The sequence below is a fragment of the Peteryoungia desertarenae genome, from assembly GCF_005860795.2.
In the GTDB taxonomy this organism is placed as follows: Bacteria; Pseudomonadota; Alphaproteobacteria; order Rhizobiales; family Rhizobiaceae; genus Allorhizobium; species Allorhizobium desertarenae.
Genome location: NZ_CP058350.1, coordinates 1702788 through 1722692, shown reverse-complemented (window position 1 = coordinate 1722692; position 19905 = coordinate 1702788). Strand labels below are relative to the sequence as shown.

The following is a 19905-nucleotide window of genomic DNA, read 5'->3' as shown; positions in this document are numbered from 1 at the left end:
TGAATGGGCGGCACATTAGGCGGACGATCATGAAAACTTCAAGACAGGCGCGATCTCTTCCAACCGTGCGGGCTAAGGACACGGGCCGCTCTGCGGGAAGCATGACACGAGACGAAATCCAAGATCGCCACCCGCAATTATTGAGAGAATTTGTCACTCAAATACAATCGAGACAGAAATTTTGAAGCTCGCGCTTGACTCACCAGCAACGGCTCCTTATCTCGATGCCGCTAGCACTCGCCTGAGGGGAGTGCTAACAACAATCGATGCAGGCCTGACCGGTCTGCGAATGTCATTTGATCGAGGGATTAGACAATGGCAAGCACATCTTTCCGTCCGCTTCATGATCGCGTTGTCGTCAAGCGCGTTGAATCTGAAGAAAAGACCAAGGGCGGCATCATCATTCCCGACACCGCAAAGGAAAAGCCGGCTGAAGGCGAAGTCATCGCTGTTGGCCCCGGCGCCCGCAAGGAAAACGGCGAACTCGTCGCGCTCGACGTCAAGGTCGGCGACCGCGTTCTGTTCGGGAAGTGGTCTGGCACCGAAGTCAAGCTCGATGGCGTTGACCTTCTGATCATGAAGGAAGCCGACATCATGGGCGTTATCGGCTGATACCCGGTCTCACCTTCTCAATCACACCAATTCACCAAGGGGCCTAGTGCCCGGGAGTATGGAAAATGGCAGCTAAAGAAATCAAGTTTGGCCGCACCGCGCGCGAAAAGATGCTGCATGGCGTCGACATTCTCGCTGACGCCGTGAAGGTAACGCTCGGCCCGAAGGGTCGTAACGTCATCATCGACAAGTCCTTCGGCGCTCCGCGCATCACCAAGGACGGCGTATCGGTCGCCAAGGAAATCGAACTGGAAGACAAGTTCGAAAACATGGGCGCCCAGATGGTCCGCGAAGTTGCTTCGAAGACCAATGACATCGCCGGTGACGGCACCACCACTGCAACCGTTCTGGCCCAGGCCATCGTTCGCGAAGGCGCCAAGGCTGTTGCTGCCGGCATGAACCCGATGGACCTGAAGCGCGGTATCGACCTCGCCGTTGCGGAAGTCGTCAAGGATCTGCAGGCCAAGGCAAAGAAGATCTCCACCTCGGCTGAAGTTGCCCAGGTCGGCACGATCTCGGCAAATGGCGACACGCAGGTCGGTAACGACATCGCTGAAGCCATGCAGAAGGTTGGCAACGAAGGCGTCATCACCGTCGAAGAAGCCAAGACCGCCGAAACCGAACTCGAAGTCGTCGAAGGCATGCAGTTCGATCGCGGCTACCTGTCGCCCTACTTCGTGACGAACCCGGAAAAGATGGTCGCCGACCTCGAAGACGCGTTCATCCTGCTGCACGAGAAGAAGCTCTCGAACCTCCAGGCCATGCTGCCGGTTCTCGAAGCCGTCGTTCAGACCGGCAAGCCGCTCGTCATCATCGCTGAAGACGTCGAAGGCGAAGCCCTTGCGACACTCGTCGTCAACAAGCTGCGTGGCGGCCTGAAGATCGCTGCCGTCAAGGCTCCGGGCTTCGGCGATCGCCGCAAGGCCATGCTGGAAGACATCGCCATCCTCTCGGGCGGCACCGTCATCTCCGAAGACCTCGGCATCAAGCTCGAGTCGGTTACCCTCGACATGCTCGGCCGCGCCAAGAAGGTCTCGATCACCAAGGAAAACACCACCATCGTTGATGGCGCCGGTGCAAAGTCCGACATCGAAGGCCGCGTTGCCCAGATCAAGGCGCAGATCGAAGAAACCACTTCGGACTACGACCGCGAGAAGCTCCAGGAGCGTCTGGCCAAGCTCGCCGGTGGCGTTGCCGTCATCCGCGTCGGTGGCTCGACCGAAATCGAAGTCAAGGAGCGCAAGGACCGCATCGACGACGCTCTGAACGCGACCCGCGCGGCCGTTCAGGAAGGCATCGTACCGGGCGGTGGTACCGCTCTCCTGCGTTCTTCCACGAAGATCACCGTGAAGGGCGTCAACGACGACCAGGAAGCCGGCATCAACATCGTTCGCCGTGCGCTCCAGTCGCTGGTTCGCCAGATCGCCACCAATGCTGGTGACGAAGCTTCGATCATCGTCGGCAAGATCCTCGACAAGAACGAAGAAAACTACGGCTACAACGCCCAGACCGGCGAATTCGGTGACATGATCGCCATGGGTATCGTCGACCCGGTCAAGGTCGTTCGCACCGCCCTGCAGAATGCAGCTTCGGTTGCCTCGCTGCTGATCACCACCGAAGCCATGATTGCCGAACTTCCGAAGAAGGACTCGCCGGCAATGCCTGACATGGGCGGCATGGGTGGCATGGGCGGCATGATGTAATCATGCGCCGAGGCCCGGTACAGCCACTGTATCGGATCGCCAAACGTCAAGAGATGGGCGGCCTGACATCAGGTCGCCCATTTTCGCATGGGCTCCGGCCTGCTGATCAAAGATCCCGGTCGTGCGTCCATCAGAATTCCAAGGACGACCGCTCGGCGAGTTTTAGTTGCCGCTGCCTCGCCTCTGCTTGAATGAGAATAAAACTCTATTCGTAAACAATGAAATGATTCGCCGCGTGCGGTCTGATCCAGTAGAAGTTCATCAAGCTGGAGATCTGAGCAAATAGACGTCGTCATCGAGGGCCGATCTGACGTTTTGAACAAGCTGAAATCACGTGCGCAGACTTCGAGACGTCTATGGTAGACTGCCATGGCAAAGTTTCTACAAAAAAGAGATGCGATTGCAGTTCTGCGAGAAAAGCGCTTGCGCGGACAAATTTTACATGTTTGAAGTTGCTTTCGAGAGGAAATGTACGGGAAGACTGTATCAGGGTGACACAGTCTCGCCAGTCTTGTAACGGCAAAGCTGGCGGGAAATCTGTCACGAGGTGAGTTAGGGGCTCTCCTTTCGATAAGGTGCATGAACGCATGGGGCTGGCACGTGTGTTGCGGGTGGATGTCGCCAGAGATCCGCCTGCCGATCAAGTCTGTCGCTCTTAAAGTGAACAGGGCTTGGAGCCTTGGTAACCACTAGGGGCAGCGGCAAGACATAGTCGAGCTTATTCGGAAATTTGGGGACTAGACTTGTTTAAGATTGCAGATGCGACTCTTGCTGCAAGTTTTGATGCAGTCATGCGCCAGGATGACATTGGTCACGGATCGCCTTCAGACAGTATGTGCATGTCAGAGGCCTGGACCGGTGACCTCTCCAATGGATTGCTGTGTCTGGGAGAGCGTGCGCGCATCATGCACGGACTGGATACTTCGGAATGCGGCTTGTTGAGCATGATGCGCAGTTACGATGCCGGTGATAGGGGCAGCATCCTCAAGCTATTCGAGCAGGCCGCGACGCGCCCTTCTCATTTCTGCTATTCGACCACGATCATTGGAGACAGCAACCTTCGTCGCCCCGTGTTCTGCATCGGCCAATCGAATGGGTTCGACCAGAATGAAGGCGGGAAGATGCATGGCGTCTTCATCTTCCCGAATTTCCAGTGCAACACGAACGGAACCACTTTCGGCTCGTCGATGACCAGTTGAGGGCTGGCGCCGATCTCGCCTGGTCAGGCCGGGGCTGGCCAACCTTTCTGGACTGCCGGACGGGCCAACGCGCGCTCGAGCCAGGCCATGACGGCAGGATAGTTTTTCAGTTCAAGTACCTCGTCTGCCTTGTAAAAAATCGACAATCCGCGCACCCACGGAAATGTTGCGATGTCGGCAATGGAATAGTCGTTGCCCGCAAGCCATTGATGCTTGCTTAACTGCCCCTCAAGAACTCCGAGCAGGCGTTTGGTTTCATCGCGGTAGCGGTCTGTCGGATAGGAATTGTTGGCCACCTTGTCAGCGGCGAATTTGTAGAAATGACCGAACTGACCGAACATCGGGCCAACACCACCCATCTGGAACATCAACCATTGCAGGGTGGCGTAGCGGGCCGCACCTTCGCGCGCCATCAGCTTTCCCGTCTTTTCAGCGAGGTAGACCAGGACGGCACCGGATTCGAAGATGCCGATGGGCTGACCATCCGGACCATTTGGATCGATGATAGCCGGAATGCGGCCATTCGGATTGAGCGAAACGAATTCGGGTGATTTCTGCTCATTGGTGCCGAAGGACACCATGTGCGCCTCGTAAGGCAGACCAAGCTCTTCAAGCGCTATCGTCACTTTCACGCCATTCGGTGTCGGCAGTGAATAGACCTGAATGATCTCCGGGTTCTGTGCTGGCCATTTGCTGGTGATCGGAAAAGCTGAAAGATCGGACATAAGGGCTCCTGAGACTGAGTGTTCCGAACCCTAGGTAGGATGCCAATACGCCGATTAAAGGCGACGACCAGGCGGAAGCGCGCTTTCGTCGTTTCATTTTTGTGAACGATCAGTCAAAGATCGTCAATCTATGCCTGCGACAACAAAGCATGCATGAAGGCGGCACTTGCTGAGACCGCCATCGCTGGGGGTTTCAGCGTCAACGCTCAACGGAGTTCCCCCATGTCTGCCACCAATAACGGCCTCCTCGTTCTCGTTCGTCTCCTTCTTTCCTTCATGTTCATCATGTCCGGCTTCGGCAAGCTGACCGATCCGGCCGGCACTGCCGGCATGATCGCCGGCGCCGGCCTACCTGCCGCCGACCTGTTGGCCTATGCGGCCGGCCTCTATGAGCTGGTTGCCGGCCTCTTCATCCTCGTCGGTTTCCAGACCAAGATGACGGCATGGACCGTCGCTCTCTTCTGCGTGTTTACCGGTCTCGTCTTCCACACTGGCACCGTTGCCATCGAAGGCTGGCCGGAGGGTGCGCTTGGCTGGATCAACACGCTGAACCAGATCATGGTCATGAAGAACATCACACTGGCCGGCGGCTACATCGCTCTCGCCATCACCGGCGCCGGTGCGTACTCGCTCGACGCCCGTCGCGGTTCGGCTGCCGCCGTCGCTGCCTGATATCCCTGCCCCCGAGGCAAAGAGAAACCCGCTGGAGCGATCCGGCGGTTTTTTTCGTGTCTGTGATTTCCTCTCAAGACTTTTGCGCCAGCCAGACTGTCGCGCCACCGCATGTCGGATCTTCGACCACGTGCTGCAGCACCACGAACCCGTTCTCAGCCAGCAAGGAGCGGTACTCATCAGGATCGAGGCTCGCGTGATAGAGTGGCTCGCCCTCGAAATCCCCAACCGACACCCCAGCTGCTGGACCCGATGTGAACATCAGGGTAGCACCGCTTGCCGCATGGGACGCAAATCGCGGAAACATCGCCCGCTGCGCCTCAGGCGTGAGATGGAAAAAGCTGTGCCAGGCGACGATCGCCTGAAAAATCCGTCCAAGGGACAAATCCCGCATATCGCCGACATGTCAGTCATGCGCCGGAAACCTCTGTCGGCACAGGCGGATCAGCGGCTCCGAGACGTCGAGCCCGGTGACGACAAAGCCTCGATCAATCAAGTCGGCCGCGATCGGCTCGCCGGAACCGCATCCGATGTCGAGCACTGGGACACCGGGAGACAATGGCGCGAGAAGCAGGTCCAGCCAAGGTCGCTCGAAGCCGTTCTTCCCGCGCAGGCGATCAAATGCATCTGCATGACGCGCATACAATCCGGGAATGGCATCCGCGTGTGACATCAAGACCTCAAAGCACCCCGCGCACGGCCTCTACGATCCGACCGATCATCGCATTACCTTCATGCTCCGGCTTCCTCGCCCTGACAAGGCAGGCCTCGGAGCGCAGGATGACGCCGTCCGAGAGGACCTTCAGGTGATTGGCGCGAAGCGTTGAGCCCGTCGAGGTGATGTCGACGATGATATCCGCCTGCCCGGCGGCGGGGGCGCCTTCGGTGGCGCCCAGGCTTTCGACAATGCGATAGAGCTGGATGCCGTGGCTTCCGGAGAAATGCTGCTGCGTCAGGCGCCAGTATTTGGTGGCGATGGCGAGACGCCGGCCATGACGGGCGCGAAATTCAGCGGCGACATCGCCGAGATCGGCCATGCTATCAACATCGTACCAGACCTCCGGCACGGCGACGACAACATCGGCATGGCCGAAGCCGAGGCGGGCCGTGATCTCGACGCAGGCGTCTGCTTCCGCCAATCCTTCGCGGATGAGGTCTTCGCCCGTCACGCCGAAATCGACCGTGCCATTGCCGATCTCGCGCGAGATTTCGGAGGCCGAGAGATAGGCGATCTCGACATCGTCGAAACCTTCGACACGGCCGCGATACGAGCGGTCATTGCCGACAGCGACGATCTTCATTCCGGCCTTTTCAAAGATGGCGGAGGCGTCTTCCTTCATGCGGCCCTTGGAGGGCAGACCGATGGTGATGGTCATTGGCTCTCCTCCCTGCGCGGCGATTCCGTCCGAAAACCGGCATCCACTTTTCGGATCGCCGCGTCCGTCCTCTCGGTTTCTATGCGGTCGAGCCAGAGCGAGAAGCCGACGGCGGGGATATGCGTCTCGGCCCCGAGAAGGGTCAGCAGCCGGTCGAAACGACCGCCACCGGCGAGCACGGCGGGTTTGCCTTCAACGGCGACTTCGAAGACGAGGCCGGTGTAATAATCCAGCGGGCGGCCAAAGGCGGCGCGGTAGGTGATGCGGGTCAGATCCGTGCCAATATTCGCCAGCGCTGCCACGCGTTCGTCGAAGCGGCTCAGCGCTGAACCAAGCTTCAGACCGGCAGCATCGGCAAAGCCGGCAAGGGCTGCCGAGGCATCGGCGAGCGGCAGTTCGAGCGAGAGGAATTCGCGCAGCAGAAGAAGAGCCGCGCCATCGAGGCGGGTCTCGGAGAGTTCCAGCTTCTCCTTCAGGCGGCGGGCGATCTCGGCAGGGGTGCGGCTCGCATTGGTGAGATAGCCAGTTTCCTGCATGGTCTGATCGATATGGGCGATCAAGGCCTCCTGATCACCCTTTGCCAGCAGGGCAGAAACCTCCGGCGCCAGACCCGGCACCGGTGTCGGCGTTGCGAGGGTGCGCAGGAGCTGGTCGATCTGGACCGGGTTGCCGAAGGCCTGGATCAGGCGCTTTTGCCAGCCGGCCGGAAGTCCCAATGCCTTGACCACGGCTTCGAACACGGACTGGTCGCCGAGGGTCACGGTCAGCGGCTTGGTCGGCAGCAGGCGGGTGAGGATGGCGACGCTGTCTGAGATCGCGCGGGCATCGGCTGCGGCGGTCGCGATGTCGCCGAGATCCTCGATGCCGGCCTGGTAGAATTCCTGCGGGCCTTCACGACGCTGGCGGAAGACTTCGCCGAGATAGGCATAACGCTTCGGCGTGCCGGTCGCGGTTTCGATGTGGCGCAGGCAGACGGGGATGGTGAATTCCGGACGCAGGCAGAGGCTTTCGCCGCGCTCGTTTTCGGTGAGGAAGATGCGGCGACGCAGGTCCTCACCCGCCATGTCGAGGAACGGCGCAGCCGGCTGAATCACGGGCGTGTCGACGCGGGTCGTGCCGCGTGATGTGAATTCCTGCAGGATGGTGCCGGCGAAATCCGGCATGTCGGTCAGGGGCATGGGATACGTCCTGCGATTGGGGGATAAGTCCCCCTCTGGGCTGCCGCCCATCTCCCCCACAAGAGGGGAGAAGACTTGGGGCTGGCGCTCAATTCTCCGCGAATGCTGCAACCCCCTCTGCCCTGCCGGGCATCTCCCCCACAAGGGGGGAGAGCGGGTTGGGGCCAACGTCTCGCGCTACACCCACTCTCCACCCTTGTGGGGGAGATGTCACGCAGTGACAGAGGGGGGTGACCCCACGCACTGAGATCAGTCGCAGCAAACGGAGGTCGTGACATCGGCGACATGCGCCAAGTTGCCCCCTCCCCCTTGTGGGGAGGGTTGGGGAGGGGAAAAGCCACCCGCTCAGACATCAGACACCTTTCGCCCGACGACGATCTTCCGCCTGATGCTCAAGGATCTCCTTGACCTTGGCGACCAGATCCGCCTCGGCCACGACTTCCTGGGCAACGCGGGCCTCGCGCCATTCGGCATTGTCGGTGATCTCGCCGGAGAGGCGCTTGCCCTCGATCAGGTCCTTGATCTGCACGACGCCTTGCGCGCGCTCGTCACCACCCTGGATGATGGCGATGGGGGCGCCACGGCGGTCGGCATATTTCAGCTGGTTGCCGAACTTCTTCCAGTTGCCCTGGTACATTTCGGCGCGAATGCCGGCGTTCCGCAGGTCCTGCGTGAAGTGCTGGTAGCGGCCCATGGCATCAATATCTTGCCCATCCATAACGGTAACAATGACGGGACCCACCACCTCGTCCTGGCCAAGCTTGCCAAGATTCTTCAAGGCCGTCATCAGGCGCGAGACGCCGATGGAGAAGCCTGTGGCCGGGACCGGCTGACCCATGAAGCGCGAGACGAGGCCATCGTAGCGACCACCGCCGCCGACCGAGCCGAAGACGACCTTTTCGCCCTTTTCGTTGGTCACATCGAATGTGAGTTCGGCTTCGTAGACGGGGCCGGTATAGTATTCGAGGCCGCGGACGACGGAGGGGTCGAACTTAATCCTGTCTTCCTCATAGCCGGCTGAACGCACGAGACTGCGCATCAATTCGAGTTCATCTACGCCTTCTGTGGAGCCACCCTCAGCTGCGAGCCCATCTCTTAGATTGCCAAGCGTCAAGCCATCAGAAACCCCGCTCTTTGGCCCACTCGTGGGTTCATTCCAACCCGTCGCGTTTATAATAAACGTGATCTGCTCATCACTTAAACCCGCACCCTTTGTGTGGTCACCGCTTTCGTCTGTTCTGCCTTTGACGCTAAGAAGTTGGATGACGCCCTCGACACCAAATTTGTCATACTTGTCCAACGCTCTCAGCACCGAGAGCTTCTGCTTGCCACCGTCTTCGGAGCTGACTTTTGCAGCACTCAAGATTGCATCCAAAACCTTGCGGTTATTCACCCGGATCACATAGTCGCCGCGCTTGATACCAAGCGCTTCCAGCGTGTCGGCCATCATCATGCACATTTCGGCATCGGCCTGGACCCCCGGCGCGCCGACGGTGTCGGCATCGAACTGCATGAACTGGCGGAAACGGCCAGGACCCGGCTTTTCGTTGCGGAAGACGTAGCCAGCGCGATAGGTGCGGTAGGGCAGCTGGATTTCCTGAAAGTTCTCCGCGACATGACGGGCCATCGGGGCGGTCAGGTCATAGCGCAGCGACATCCACTGCTCGTCATCGTCCTGCAGCGAGAAGACGCCTTCGTTCGGGCGGTCCGAGTCGGGCAGGAATTTGCCGAGTGCGTCGGTATATTCGAAGAGCGGGGTCTCGATCGGGTCGAAGCCGTAGCGCTCATAGACCTCGCGGATGGTCTCCATCATCTGGTTGGCGGCGCGAATGTCGGCAGCCTCGCGATCGACGAAGCCGCGCGGCAGGCGGGCCTTCAGCTTCTGGGGCTTCTTGTTCTTCTCGCTCATGATGACAACCGGAATTCTCGTTTGAAAAAGGTGCCGGTGTCTTAGAGGATCAAGGATTTGGCGGCAAGGGCGAAGGCGGACGGGACGATGCCCGATGCTGGAAAACGGGTGTGCGAGGTGGTATATTCCCGCGCGAAACTAGAGGTTGGATCGATGAACAAGCGCGTCACGCTCGAGATGCCGGAAGAAATGCACAAGTTGATCGTTGAATACGCCTCGGAAGCCGGCGCGGAGCCAGATGATTATCTGCGTCAGATGATCCAGCGCGAGCTTGAAAACCTTCAAGATTTGGCTGCCGCAGATGAAGCAATGAAGCGTATCAAGAGTGGCGAGGACAAGGTCATCAGCTCCGAGGAGTTCTGGCGTGGCCTGGACGATTGAGTATCGTCAACCCGTTCAGAAAACGATCAAGAAACTCGACCCCGTCACTCAGCGCCGCATCAAGCAGTTTCTTGAGGAACGCCTTGCTATCCACGGCAACCCCCGAAGCCTCGGCGATCCGCTTCACGGCAGCGAGCTTGGTGCCTATTGGCGCTACACAGTTGGCGATTACCGCATCATCTGCGATATCCAGGACGGCAAACTCATCGTGCTCGTGGTCGAGATCGGCCATCGCAGCTCCGTCTATCGGTAGTCCATGATCCTCGAAGCCCTGAATTATGCCGCAACATGGCCGCTGACCTCGGCTGGCCAGCGTCCGTTCATCCGCTCCTCCGTCAATCTCTGGGCGCGGGCCAATCGCTGCCGTCGGGATTGGGCGGAGCATGAGCGACGGACGAAGGCGGCGATCCTGACTGCAGCAGAAGGCTGTCGGCAGAAGCGGGCTGCCGTGATCCTGGGCTCCGGCTTGCTGCGCGATGTGCCGGTCGTGGAGCTGTCGCGGCTCTTCGATACGGTGGTGCTGGTCGATCTCGTGCATCTGGCCAGCGTTCGCGGCTGGATTTCGGCGAAGCGATTGACGAACCTGCGTCTTATCGAGCGGGATCTGTCGGGCCTTGATGATCTTCTGGCTGGCCGGGAGGCCGAACCTCTCTCCTTCCTTAGGCAGGTGCCTTATCTCGATTTCGTTGCCTCGACGAACCTGCTGTCGCAGATCGGCATCGGCGTCGAGCGAAGGCTGGCCGGCACGACGGATGAACCGCGTGCGGCGGAGCTTTTGCCGCGCATGGTCCAAGCACATCTCGACGGGCTGACGCAGCTTGCCGCCCAAACATGCCTCGTTACGGATGTTTCCTATCGTGTGCTGGACCGGCACGACCAAGAGCATGAGACGGTTGATCTCATGCATGGTGTCGCGCTGCCTGACAGCAGGGAAGAATGGGACTGGCCGGTTATCCCCTTTGGTGAAGAGAGCCTTGACTATCGGGTGGTGCATCGGGTGATTGCAATGTGATCACTCACGTGGCGAAGGCCTTGCTTTTGACCCAATCGCGACTAGGCTGATGAAGATGATGATGCTCCTGCGCAGCTTGCTTGTGATCGCGGCCCTCGCCTATGCTGTCATGCCCATGCATGGCGCCATGGCGATGGTGGTAACGCCTGCTGCTCAACCTATCGGCCAGACCGATTCTGGACATTCCGGTCATCAGCATGGCGGGACCATGGCGATCACCATAGGCTGCCCGCATGGATTTGCAGCGGGACCACAGGAGTTGCCACATCATCCGATGATGTCGGACGATCATTGCAGCGCCTGCCTGACAATCCTGTCTGCTCGCTATCTCACAGATGCCGGGCCGGCGGCGCGAGCGGCCGAGGCGCCGGGTATTTCGCGCTCGCTTGTGTCAACGCCCGCCTCTCCGCCCGAGCGACCGCCCCGTCTTCGGGCATGAAAGAATGACGACCTTGGCGTCGTATCATCCATTCCTTTCATCCCAGAAGAAACGGGACCTATCATGATGAAAATGACTGTTGTTGCAGCGTCGTTGGCGCTTGCTCTTTCCACCAACCTGGCTTTCGCACAGGATCACGGCGCCCATCAGGGGCACATGATGTCTAACAGCGAAGACAGCCCATCCTCCAAGGCCTTTGCCGAGGCAAACGCCAAGATGCATACCGACATGGCCGTGCCGCTGACCGGCAATGCCGATGTCGATTTCGTTCAAGGCATGATCCCGCATCACCAGGGCGCCATAGATATGGCGCGGATCGTCCTTCAATACGGGAAGGATCCGGAAATCCGTAAGCTGGCGGAAGAGGTGATTGCCGCCCAGGAAGGCGAGATCGCGATGATGCGGGAGTGGCTGGCCAAAAACGGCCAGTGATGGCCTGAGGCTGTAAAAGGCAATGGCGCTTCGTCGGCGCCATTGCTTTATCACACCAGCGGACTAGCCTATGCTCCTCAAATGAAAGGAGCAGCCATGTCCAATCGCGCAGTGACCGTGATCGGTTTCGACGCCGACGACACCCTCTGGCAGAATGAGCAATATTACAAACTGACAGAAGCCCATTTTCAGGGATTGCTCGCGGAGTTTGCCGAGGGCAACCATGTGTCAGAGCGCTTGCTGGAAGCGGAAAAGCGCAATCTTGCCCATTACGGATATGGCATCAAGGGCTTCACCCTATCGATGATCGAGACGGCACTGGAGATCACCGAGGGGCGTGTCCCAGCCACAGTTATCGGCGAAATCCTGGCGATCGGTCGGGATCTGCTCAGCCATCCGGTGGAATGCATGCCTCATGCGCGCGACGCACTGGAGGCGCTTGCCGGTCGGTATTTCCTTGTGATGATCACCAAGGGCGACCTGTTTGACCAGGAACGCAAGCTCGCTCAATCCGGGCTTGGCGACTATTTCGATGCGGTGGAGATCGTCTCTGACAAGACAGCCACGACCTATCGACGGATCTTCGGCAAACATGGCGAGGGACCGGAACGGGCGATGATGATCGGCAACTCGCTGAAGTCGGATATCGTGCCGGCAATCGCCGCCGGGTCCTGGGGCGTGTTCGTGCCGCACGCGCTAACCTGGGTGCTGGAGCATGTGGACAAGCCCGTTGAAGCGCCACGCTTCCGGGAAATCCCTGACCTCGGCCATGTGCCCAAGCTGGTCGAAAACCTGCAATAGCGTCAGGGCCGAACGAACTCGGCACGCGCGTCTTCGGTCGGCTGGCGGCAGCAACAACCCTCGATATGATCATTGACGAGACCCATGGCCTGCATGAAGGCATAGACGGTGGTGGGGCCGACAAAGGTCCAACCGCGCTTTTTCAGATCCTTCGACAGGCGGATGGAAGTGGGCGAGGTCGGATTGGCCTTGAGCGTTGCATAATCCATACGCGGCGGACGCTCTGACTGATCAGGCTCAAAGCTCCAGAAATAGCGGGCGAGTGAACCGAACTCACTCTCCAGCTCAATAGCGCGCCGCGCATTGTTGATGGTCGAAACGATCTTGCCGCGATGGCGGATGATGCCGGTATCGGACAAGCAGCGGGCGACATCTGCGTCATCAAATCTCGCCACCGCGTGGAAGTCGAAGCCGGCAAAGGCAGCGCGGAAATTCTCCCGCTTGCGTAAAATCGTCAGCCAGGAGAGACCGGACTGAAACCCTTCCAGGCAGATCTTCTCGAACAACCGATTATCATCGGCAACGGGACGGCCCCATTCTTCGTCATGATAATGTTGATAGTCCTTGAGGCCACCATGCCAGAAGCAGCGGTCGAGGCCGTCCTCTCCCCGGATAAGACCATCCGCGACAATGTCCATGCCTGATTCCTCCACTGCGGCCTTTCGTTTACCATTTGTTCACGATTTTTCCAAACGGGCCGGTAACCCTGACTTGAGGTTTACGGCATTGATCGCATTTTCATGAACACGTCTTTACCAATTGGCGCGATTGGGCATGCACGATCCGAAGTTGAAAAGCCTGCTGCATCCTTGCAGACGTGTTCAAACCTGATGATCGGTTCCAAGTAGCGAGTAGCCCGATGTTCAAACGATTTCTGATCCTGGCCATCACTGCCAGCTTCCCCCTTGCCTCACCTGGCCTTGCCTCGGAACGCTATCAGTCCCGCCCGCCGGTGATGATAAGCCCCGACCTTTCCGCCCCCTGGGTCATGCAGCTCGGCGGGACGCCGCAGCGGGCGCGCGTTCATGCGACCCAGCCTGCGCGTCAGGGCTTGTTCGACCGGCGCATTCAGCAGCGGCAGGTCCAGCAGAGGCAGGCTCCGCGCTCGACCGTCACACAACAGCGGCAGGTTGTTCGCCAGCCGGGACTGTTCCAGCCAGCCGCAGCTCGACCGGCTCGACCGACAAAACCTCAGATCGATCCGATCTTCCTGCCTCAGGTGGTCGCTTACGAGACGACACAAAAACCCGGCACGATCGTCATCGATACGAACAGCCGCTTTCTCTATCTGGTGATGGGCAATGGCCAGGCTCGGCGCTATGGCGTTGGCGTTGGCAAACCCGGCTTTGAATGGGCTGGAACCCACAAGGTCACGGCCAAGCGGGAATGGCCCGACTGGAGACCACCGGCCTCCATGATCAAGCGCGAAGCAGCCAAGGGGCACTTCCTACCGGTTCACATGGCCGGAGGGCCTGAAAATCCACTTGGCGCTCGCGCACTTTATCTCGGGTCTACCCTCTACCGTATCCACGGAACCAATGCGCCCTGGAGCATCGGCAGCGCGGTCTCATCCGGTTGCATTCGCATGCGCAATGAAGATGTCATTGATCTTTACGACCGCGTCAAAGTCGGAACCAAGGTCATCGTGATGTAACGCGCAACCCTGGCGCAAATGAACTTTGGTCGGGCGATTTGCGCTTGATTTGGGTCCGAACTTGGCTAGTCTCCTTGCGAGGGATCAAGAGGGGACTAGCATGAAACGCAGCTTTCGACTTCGAGCAGCTGTCGCAATACTTGCGACCAGCTTCGCCTTACCACTTCCAGCACAGGCAATTTCTATCAATCGGATCGAGACATCATCCGACGTGACACTCGTGTCGCAAAACAAGAAGCAGGTCGCCGAGAAATACAAGCGACGGATGGTGCGTTTCGTGACCGACGAGAAACCGGGCACGATCATCATCGATACCCATAACAAGTTCCTCTATCTGGTCGAGGGTAACAACCGCGCAATCCGTTATGGCGTGGGCGTCGGACGTGAAGGCTTCGGCTGGTCGGGCGTCGTAAAGATCGGGCGCAAGGCGGAATGGCCGGATTGGCGTCCGCCAGCAGAGATGCGCCGTCGCGAAGCCGCCAAGGGCCACATTCTGCCGATCGTCCAGAAAGGCGGCCCCGATAACCCACTCGGCGCGCGCGCGATGTATCTATACAAGGGTGGCCGTGACACGATCTTCCGCATTCATGGGACCAACCAGCCCTGGACGATCGGCCTCAATATGTCATCCGGCTGTATCCGAATGATGAACAAGGATGTGGAACATCTTTATGAGCGCGCCGATATCGGTGCAAAGGTCATCGTCGTCGGCCCGGGCAATCGCCACGGCAAGGTCAGTTTCGAGGATCAGGGAACTGATATCCTGCGCACCGTTTTCGGCGGCTGAACATCTGTTGGCGCTCGTCAAATCCGATTTGGCGAGCGTTATCTCTTGATCGTACAGAAGGCCGCCGCTTCGTGTCTGATGGCCTTGCCCGCAGCACTGGCGCCATCGGAGCCGATTTTGGTGAGAACGAGTTCATAGGCGCCGGTAAGACGGTCGCTGGAACCCTCTCTGCGCTCCGTATCAAACGCTATATCGACAATCGAAGTCGGCCGCTTTGACGGTGCCATGACGCGAAGGCGGAATTTGAGTTCGTCGCCGTCCATCCAATACTGCGTGAGTACGTTCGAATCGATTTCGATCTTGCGGGTTTCACGCGGCGCAGCTTCGCCCTTCATCCTGACGACACCGCGGAAATGTGACAGCTTCAGTGCCTGCTTTTCATCGAAGACGATGTCGATCGACATATCCGCGACGGCATCGGAGGCAGCGCAGAAAAAGCGTTCGGTGGCTTGGGCAGGCGCAAGCCCCAGCATTGTGCCAAGAACAAGCCCTGCCAAAAGAGGTGCCCTCGTCATGGTTCGTTCCCTTCGGCGTACCGTTTCGAGGCAAGCCTATCAAAAACGGCTTAACAAATTGCCGACGGCAAATTTAGGATTTTCTGATTTTTTCCGGCTTGGGGCCGCCCCAGGCCCAGTCCAGCAATTCTATGGTATGGACCACGGGTATCCCGGTACCAGAGGCAATCTGTGTCAGGCAGCCGATATTGCCGGCGGCGATCAGGTCCGGGCGGGTCGCTTCGAGGTTCTTGATCTTGCGAGCCTTGAGCTTGGCTGAAATCTCAGGCTGCATGATGTTGTATGTTCCTGCTGAGCCGCAACAGAGATGTCCCTCCGCAGGATCCTTGACGGCAAAACCGGCCTTCTTCAACAATTGCTTGGGGGCCATGGTGACTTTCTGGCCATGCTGCAAGGAGCAGGCTGAATGATAGGTGACCGTCAGCCCCTGGGGTGGTCCTGCCGGCAGGTCAAGTGTTGAAAGATATTCGGTGACATCCTTGGCCAGGGCCGAAACACGGGCGGCCTTGGCTGCGTAGTCGGGATCGAGCCGCAGCATATGCCCGTAATCCTTGATCGTCGTGCCGCAGCCGGACGTGGTGATCACGATCGCATCCAGCCCACCCTGTTCAATCTCGCGGGTCCAGACATCGACATTGCGCCGGGCACTGTCGAGCGCCTGCTCCTCGCGACCCATGTGATGCACCAGAGCGCCGCAGCAACCTTCGCCTTGCGGCAGCACGACCTCTATGCCGAAGCGGTTCAGAAGCCGGATCGTCGCCTCGTTGATGCCGGGGTCAAGCACTGGCTGGGCACAGCCGGTGAGGATGGCGACACGGCCACGCCTTTCTTTTGCAGGACTATGTGTGGCCGGTCTCGTGAAGGGTGAGGCCGCAGGAATAGAGATCGGCGCAAGTCGCAGCATGGCCGCCATCGGCTTGAGCGGCGCGACGCGCTCCAGAAGACCGGCGAAGGGCCGTCCAAGCTTGGCGAGGGTCAAAGCCGCGCGAAAGCGAGCGGGATAAGGCAGCACCAGCGCAAGAAGATTGCGCGTCAACCGGTTCATCAGCGGTCGGCGATAGGTCTTTTCGATATGGGTTCGGGCGTGATCGACCAGATGCATGTAGTCGACCCCGGACGGACAGGTCGTGGTGCAGGCCAGACAGGACAGACAGCGGTCGATATGGGTAACAATCTGCTCGTCCGCCGGTCGGCCGTTCTCCAGCATGTCCTTGATCAGATAGATACGGCCACGGGGACTATCCAGCTCATTGCCGAGCGTGACATAGGTGGGACAGGTTGCGGTACAGAAGCCGCAATGCACACATTTGCGCAGGATCTGCTCGGCTTCGGCGACACGGGGATCGGCGAGCTGTTCGGCAGTGAAATTCGTTTGCACCTTGATCCTCCAGGAGACGCCGAAGCTGTCCCGCACCTAGCTTGTAAACTCAGATCCACCAGCTCTCAGGTCGCTCGATTGGCTGATTGGCTCCGGCCTTTTGAAGGCCGATCAGGCAACGCACGACGATCCAGACAATGGTGGCAATCAACAGCAGCCCACCGATCAGCACGACCATCAAGATCCCTGAAATCACGGCATAGAGGATGCCGATCCAGAAAGTCCTGATGGCGTATGTGTAGTGACTATCGACCCAGGCTGGCCCCTTGCCACGGTTCAGATAGGCCATGATCACACCGATAATGCTGGTGATGCCCACCACGAAGCTCAGGAGATAAAGGCCATACACCAGCTGTGCATTCTGCCGGCCTGGCGAAAACCAGCCTTCATTGGGCACGGGATTGGGATTGTGGGCGTTCGGGTCGGTCATGTTCGGGCTCCTTGCGTCATCAAGCCGGGATTGAAAATCCCCCGCGGGTCAAACTTTGCCCGCACACGCTCGGAAAGCAAGGTTACGGCCGCAGACAGCGGCTCCATCGCCGGAATTGTCGCCCGCACCGCCTCTGGTGCTCTCAACAGAGTGGCATGGCCACCACCAAGGGCCCGAATGCCCTGACGTAATGTGTCTGCCGCGGGATCATCCTCCATCCGCATCCAGACCAGACCGCCCTGCCAGTCATAGAAAGCGTCCACACCGGCACTCAGACGCAGACCGGCGACCAATTTCCAGGCCTCAGATGGCGCCATCGAGACGCGCCATAGGGGGCGTTCGGTTCCATCCGCATAAGGGTGGACATCCGCAATCTGACGCCAGAGCCGGCTTGTCGCTGCTGCATCCAGCACCTGAACCGGAGCAAAGGCACCCATGGCCTTTGAAAGTTTCTCTCCGCGGACTGTGACCGAAGCTTCCAGACCTTCCAGTCGCAGAACCGTTGCAGCCCCTTGGGGGAGCCTGCCGTCGATGAAGCGCCCTCTGACACTTTCTGGAAGATGGGCAGCGCCGGACACCTCGACCGAAAGAGCCATGGCCGCCGCCATGGCGCGCATGGCGATCTCATCTTCCAGCCCGGACAAAACGATGGTGACGGCATTTTTCGGCGCAGGCAGCACCTTGAAGGTCACCTCAGTCAGCAGGCCGAGCGTCCCGAGCGACCCGGTCATCAGCTTGACGAGATCGAGGCCGGTGACGTTCTTCATCACCTTGCCGCCCGCCTTGACCACCTCGCCATGGCCGTTGACGAAGCGAACGCCGAGAAGGTGGTCGCGCAATGCACCAGCGGTAAAGCGCCTCGGACCTGAGGCATTGGTCGCGCAAGCTCCACCAATCGTAGGCTCACCGCTTGTGCCCATCACTCCGCGATGATCTGGCGGCTCGAATGCCATGGACTGGCCGTTTTCGGCCAAGGCCGCTTCAATCTCGGAGATTGGCGTTCCGGCTCGCGCCGTCATCACCATTTCTGCCGGATTATAGGCTGCAATACCGCTCAGGCACCTGGATGACAGGCGCGTCTCGGCCAGCGGAGCGTTACCAAAGCCGCTTCGCGTGCCACTGCCTGCAAGATGCAGGGCGGTGCCGCTTTCGGCATGGGCGCGGATAATCCCTGCCGCTTCATTTTCGGTTGCCGGCATCAGCATCAGGACCGACCCTCCAGCGGAAAGACCTTCGAAGGGTTGAGAATCCAGTCCGCATCGAAGGCGGAGCGCACAGCCATCTGCTGGTCGAGATCGACATCAGAGAACTGATGGCGCATCAGGTCACGCTTTTCGATGCCGACACCATGTTCACCTGTAAGGCAACCGCCTGCATCGACACAGAGCTTGAGGATTTCCATGCCAGCCGCTTCGGCCTTGGCCGCATCCTCGGGATCGTTGATGTTGTAGAGGATCAACGGATGCATGTTGCCGTCACCCGCGTGGAAGACATTGGCGACGCGCAGGCCGTAGCGGTCGATGATTTCGGATGTCTTTTTCAAGACATAGGCAAGCTGACTGAGCGGCACCGTTCCGTCCATGCAGATATAGTCGGCAATTCGACCGGTGGCGCCAAAGGCTGATTTGCGTCCTTTCCAGATCAGCGCGGCCTCTGTCGGAGACTGGCTTTCGCGTACGGTCTTGACGTTGTGACGCTTGGCAATCTCAACGATGGAGGCGAGCATGGCTTCCATTTCAGCCTCTGAACCCTCGACTTCCACGATCAGGAGAGCCTCGACATCCAGCGGATAGCCGGCCTTGGCGAAGGCCTCGCAGATTTCGATCGCAGGCTTGTCCATGAATTCAATGGCGACGGGCACAATGCCGGCGCCGATGACATCGGCAACGCAGGAACCGGCGGCTTCGGCGCTGTCGAAGCCGAACAGGACGGGCCGCGCCCCCTCCGGCTTGGCCAGAAGACGGACGGTGGCCTCGGTCACAATGCCAAGCTGACCCTCCGAGCCGCAGACGAGACCCAGAAGGTCGTAACCTGTTGCATCGAGATGCTTGCCACCAAGATCGATGATCGTGCCATCGACGAGCACGAGCTTCACACCCAGAAGGTTGTTGGTCGTGACGCCATATTTCAGACAGTGGGCACCGCCCGAATTCATGGCGATATTGCCGCCGATCGTGCAGGCCAGCTGCGAGCTTGGATCGGGCGCATAAAAATAGCCGTCGGCACCAACAGCTTCAGAAATCGCCAGATTGGTCACGCCTGCCTGCACAACGGCGCAGCGATTGGCATAGTCAATGTCGAGAATGCGGGTCATGGCGGACAGGCCGAGAACGACTGCATCTTCCTGCGGAATAGCGCCTCCCGATAACGATGTGCCCGCCCCGCGCGGAATGACCGGAATGCCGTAGCGATGACAGTATTTCATCACGGCAGCAACCTGCTCGGTCGTTTCGGGCAGGACGACGGCCAGGGGGCGGCGGCGATAGGCGATAAAGCCATCGGTTTCGAACGGAACCAAGGCCGTAGGCTCGTGGACGAGGCGCCCCGCAGGCACAAGCTCAGACAAATCCTCGATGATCTCTCGACGGCGCGACAGAACCGCGTCACGCGGCTCCAAGAAGGCTATGGCTTCTGACATGCAATCCTCCCCTTTTCGTCCGACCCTAGCCCGAAATCGCCCAATCCTCAATTGGTCTAAATTC

Annotated in this window: 22 protein-coding genes and 1 pseudogene; 12 read left to right on the top strand and 11 right to left on the bottom strand. The window is 59.3% G+C overall.

Going from position 1 to position 19905, the window contains the following annotated elements; all coding sequences use genetic code 11:
- The first annotated feature begins 315 nt into the window (after positions 1–315).
- The 3 genes from groES to FE840_RS08135 all read left to right on the top strand — a co-directional run bounded on the left by groES (position 316) and on the right by FE840_RS08135 (position 3514).
- Entirely contained in the window at positions 316–612 is a 297-nt protein-coding gene (groES, locus tag FE840_RS08145; RefSeq protein WP_138285352.1) for a co-chaperone GroES, read from the top strand.
- A 65-nt stretch (positions 613–677) separates the two neighbouring features.
- The gene (gene groL, locus FE840_RS08140) at positions 678–2315 is read left to right on the top strand and encodes a chaperonin GroEL (RefSeq protein WP_138285353.1); all 1638 of its coding nucleotides are present in this window, start codon (positions 678–680) and stop codon (positions 2313–2315) included.
- Positions 2316–3058: 743 nt separating this feature from the next.
- Positions 3059–3514: a hypothetical protein gene (locus FE840_RS08135; RefSeq protein ID WP_138285354.1), complete on the top strand. Its 456-nt coding sequence runs from the start codon at positions 3059–3061 to the stop codon at positions 3512–3514.
- A gap of 23 nt (positions 3515–3537) precedes the next feature.
- On the opposite strand, the gene FE840_RS08130 is transcribed toward FE840_RS08135, so the two are convergent.
- Positions 3538–4239, bottom strand: coding sequence for a glutathione binding-like protein (locus tag FE840_RS08130; protein ID WP_138285355.1), 702 nt, complete (start codon positions 4237–4239; stop codon positions 3538–3540).
- Between the two features lie 222 nt (positions 4240–4461).
- Between FE840_RS08130 and FE840_RS08125 the strand changes: the two genes are divergently transcribed.
- Positions 4462–4911: a DoxX family protein gene (locus FE840_RS08125; protein ID WP_138285356.1), complete on the top strand. Its 450-nt coding sequence runs from the start codon at positions 4462–4464 to the stop codon at positions 4909–4911.
- Positions 4912–4984: 73 nt separating this feature from the next.
- Here the strand turns inward: FE840_RS08125 and FE840_RS08120 are convergent.
- The 4 genes and pseudogenes from FE840_RS08120 to hisS all read right to left on the bottom strand — a co-directional run bounded on the left by FE840_RS08120 (position 4985) and on the right by hisS (position 9374).
- Positions 4985–5584 (bottom strand): annotated as a pseudogene (locus FE840_RS08120) (class I SAM-dependent DNA methyltransferase).
- 7 nt (positions 5585–5591) lie between these two features.
- Positions 5592–6287: an ATP phosphoribosyltransferase gene (gene hisG, locus FE840_RS08115; RefSeq protein ID WP_138285357.1), complete on the bottom strand. Its 696-nt coding sequence runs from the start codon at positions 6285–6287 to the stop codon at positions 5592–5594.
- Positions 6284–7465: an ATP phosphoribosyltransferase regulatory subunit gene (locus FE840_RS08110; RefSeq protein ID WP_138285358.1), complete on the bottom strand. Its 1182-nt coding sequence runs from the start codon at positions 7463–7465 to the stop codon at positions 6284–6286. Before FE840_RS08110 ends, hisG begins: the two co-directional genes overlap by 4 nt.
- A 352-nt stretch (positions 7466–7817) precedes the next feature.
- On the bottom strand, positions 7818–9374 hold the full coding sequence (gene hisS, locus FE840_RS08105) for a histidine--tRNA ligase (protein WP_138285360.1): 1557 nt from the start codon (positions 9372–9374) through the stop codon (positions 7818–7820).
- Positions 9375–9461: 87 nt separating this feature from the next.
- Between hisS and relB the strand changes: the two genes are divergently transcribed.
- From relB to FE840_RS08075, 6 genes are all read left to right on the top strand, one after another.
- Positions 9462–9755 carry a type II toxin-antitoxin system RelB family antitoxin gene (relB, locus tag FE840_RS08100; RefSeq protein WP_138285361.1) on the top strand — a complete coding sequence of 98 codons (294 nt, stop codon included), beginning with the start codon at positions 9462–9464 and terminating at the stop codon, positions 9753–9755.
- Positions 9739–10008 carry a type II toxin-antitoxin system RelE family toxin gene (locus FE840_RS08095; RefSeq protein ID WP_138285362.1) on the top strand — a complete coding sequence of 90 codons (270 nt, stop codon included), beginning with the start codon at positions 9739–9741 and terminating at the stop codon, positions 10006–10008. Before relB ends, FE840_RS08095 begins: the two co-directional genes overlap by 17 nt.
- Before the next feature lie 3 nt (positions 10009–10011).
- Complete coding sequence (locus FE840_RS08090) at positions 10012–10767, top strand: hypothetical protein (protein WP_138285363.1); 756 nt, start codon at positions 10012–10014, stop codon at positions 10765–10767.
- A 55-nt stretch (positions 10768–10822) separates the two neighbouring features.
- Positions 10823–11206 (top strand): hypothetical protein, encoded by a 384-nt coding sequence (locus FE840_RS08085; protein ID WP_179028202.1) that lies wholly within the window; start codon positions 10823–10825, stop codon positions 11204–11206.
- Between the two features lie 72 nt (positions 11207–11278).
- Complete coding sequence (gene copM, locus FE840_RS08080) at positions 11279–11638, top strand: CopM family metallochaperone (RefSeq protein WP_138285973.1); 360 nt, start codon at positions 11279–11281, stop codon at positions 11636–11638.
- A 96-nt stretch (positions 11639–11734) separates the two neighbouring features.
- Complete coding sequence (locus FE840_RS08075) at positions 11735–12439, top strand: HAD family hydrolase (RefSeq protein WP_138285365.1); 705 nt, start codon at positions 11735–11737, stop codon at positions 12437–12439.
- 2 nt (positions 12440–12441) lie between these two features.
- On the opposite strand, the gene FE840_RS08070 is transcribed toward FE840_RS08075, so the two are convergent.
- A complete protein-coding gene (locus FE840_RS08070; protein WP_138285974.1) occupies positions 12442–13071 on the bottom strand; it encodes a DNA-3-methyladenine glycosylase I in 630 nt (209 codons plus the stop codon).
- A 227-nt stretch (positions 13072–13298) separates the two neighbouring features.
- Here FE840_RS08070 and FE840_RS08065 point away from each other — a divergent pair, with 227 nt between their 5' ends.
- Together FE840_RS08065 and FE840_RS08060 are read left to right on the top strand one after the other, a co-directional pair.
- Positions 13299–14093, top strand: coding sequence for a L,D-transpeptidase (locus FE840_RS08065; protein WP_138285366.1), 795 nt, complete (start codon positions 13299–13301; stop codon positions 14091–14093).
- A gap of 100 nt (positions 14094–14193) precedes the next feature.
- Positions 14194–14880 carry a L,D-transpeptidase gene (locus tag FE840_RS08060; protein ID WP_138285367.1) on the top strand — a complete coding sequence of 229 codons (687 nt, stop codon included), beginning with the start codon at positions 14194–14196 and terminating at the stop codon, positions 14878–14880.
- 38 nt (positions 14881–14918) lie between these two features.
- Here the strand turns inward: FE840_RS08060 and FE840_RS08055 are convergent, their stop codons facing one another.
- The 5 genes from FE840_RS08055 to FE840_RS08035 form a co-directional block, all read right to left on the bottom strand.
- Positions 14919–15395, bottom strand: coding sequence for a hypothetical protein (locus tag FE840_RS08055; protein WP_138285368.1), 477 nt, complete (start codon positions 15393–15395; stop codon positions 14919–14921).
- Positions 15396–15468: 73 nt separating this feature from the next.
- Positions 15469–16773 carry a glycolate oxidase subunit GlcF gene (gene glcF, locus FE840_RS08050; protein ID WP_138285369.1) on the bottom strand — a complete coding sequence of 435 codons (1305 nt, stop codon included), beginning with the start codon at positions 16771–16773 and terminating at the stop codon, positions 15469–15471.
- A gap of 49 nt (positions 16774–16822) precedes the next feature.
- Complete coding sequence (locus tag FE840_RS08045; protein ID WP_138285370.1) at positions 16823–17203, bottom strand: DUF4870 family protein; 381 nt, start codon at positions 17201–17203, stop codon at positions 16823–16825.
- Positions 17200–18408 carry an FAD-binding protein gene (locus tag FE840_RS08040; RefSeq protein WP_138285371.1) on the bottom strand — a complete coding sequence of 403 codons (1209 nt, stop codon included), beginning with the start codon at positions 18406–18408 and terminating at the stop codon, positions 17200–17202. Before FE840_RS08040 ends, FE840_RS08045 begins: the two co-directional genes overlap by 4 nt.
- Positions 18408–19841, bottom strand: coding sequence for an FAD-binding oxidoreductase (locus FE840_RS08035; RefSeq protein ID WP_138285372.1), 1434 nt, complete (start codon positions 19839–19841; stop codon positions 18408–18410). The genes FE840_RS08040 and FE840_RS08035 overlap by 1 nt, the downstream gene beginning before the upstream one ends.
- Positions 19842–19905 lie beyond the last annotated feature (64 nt).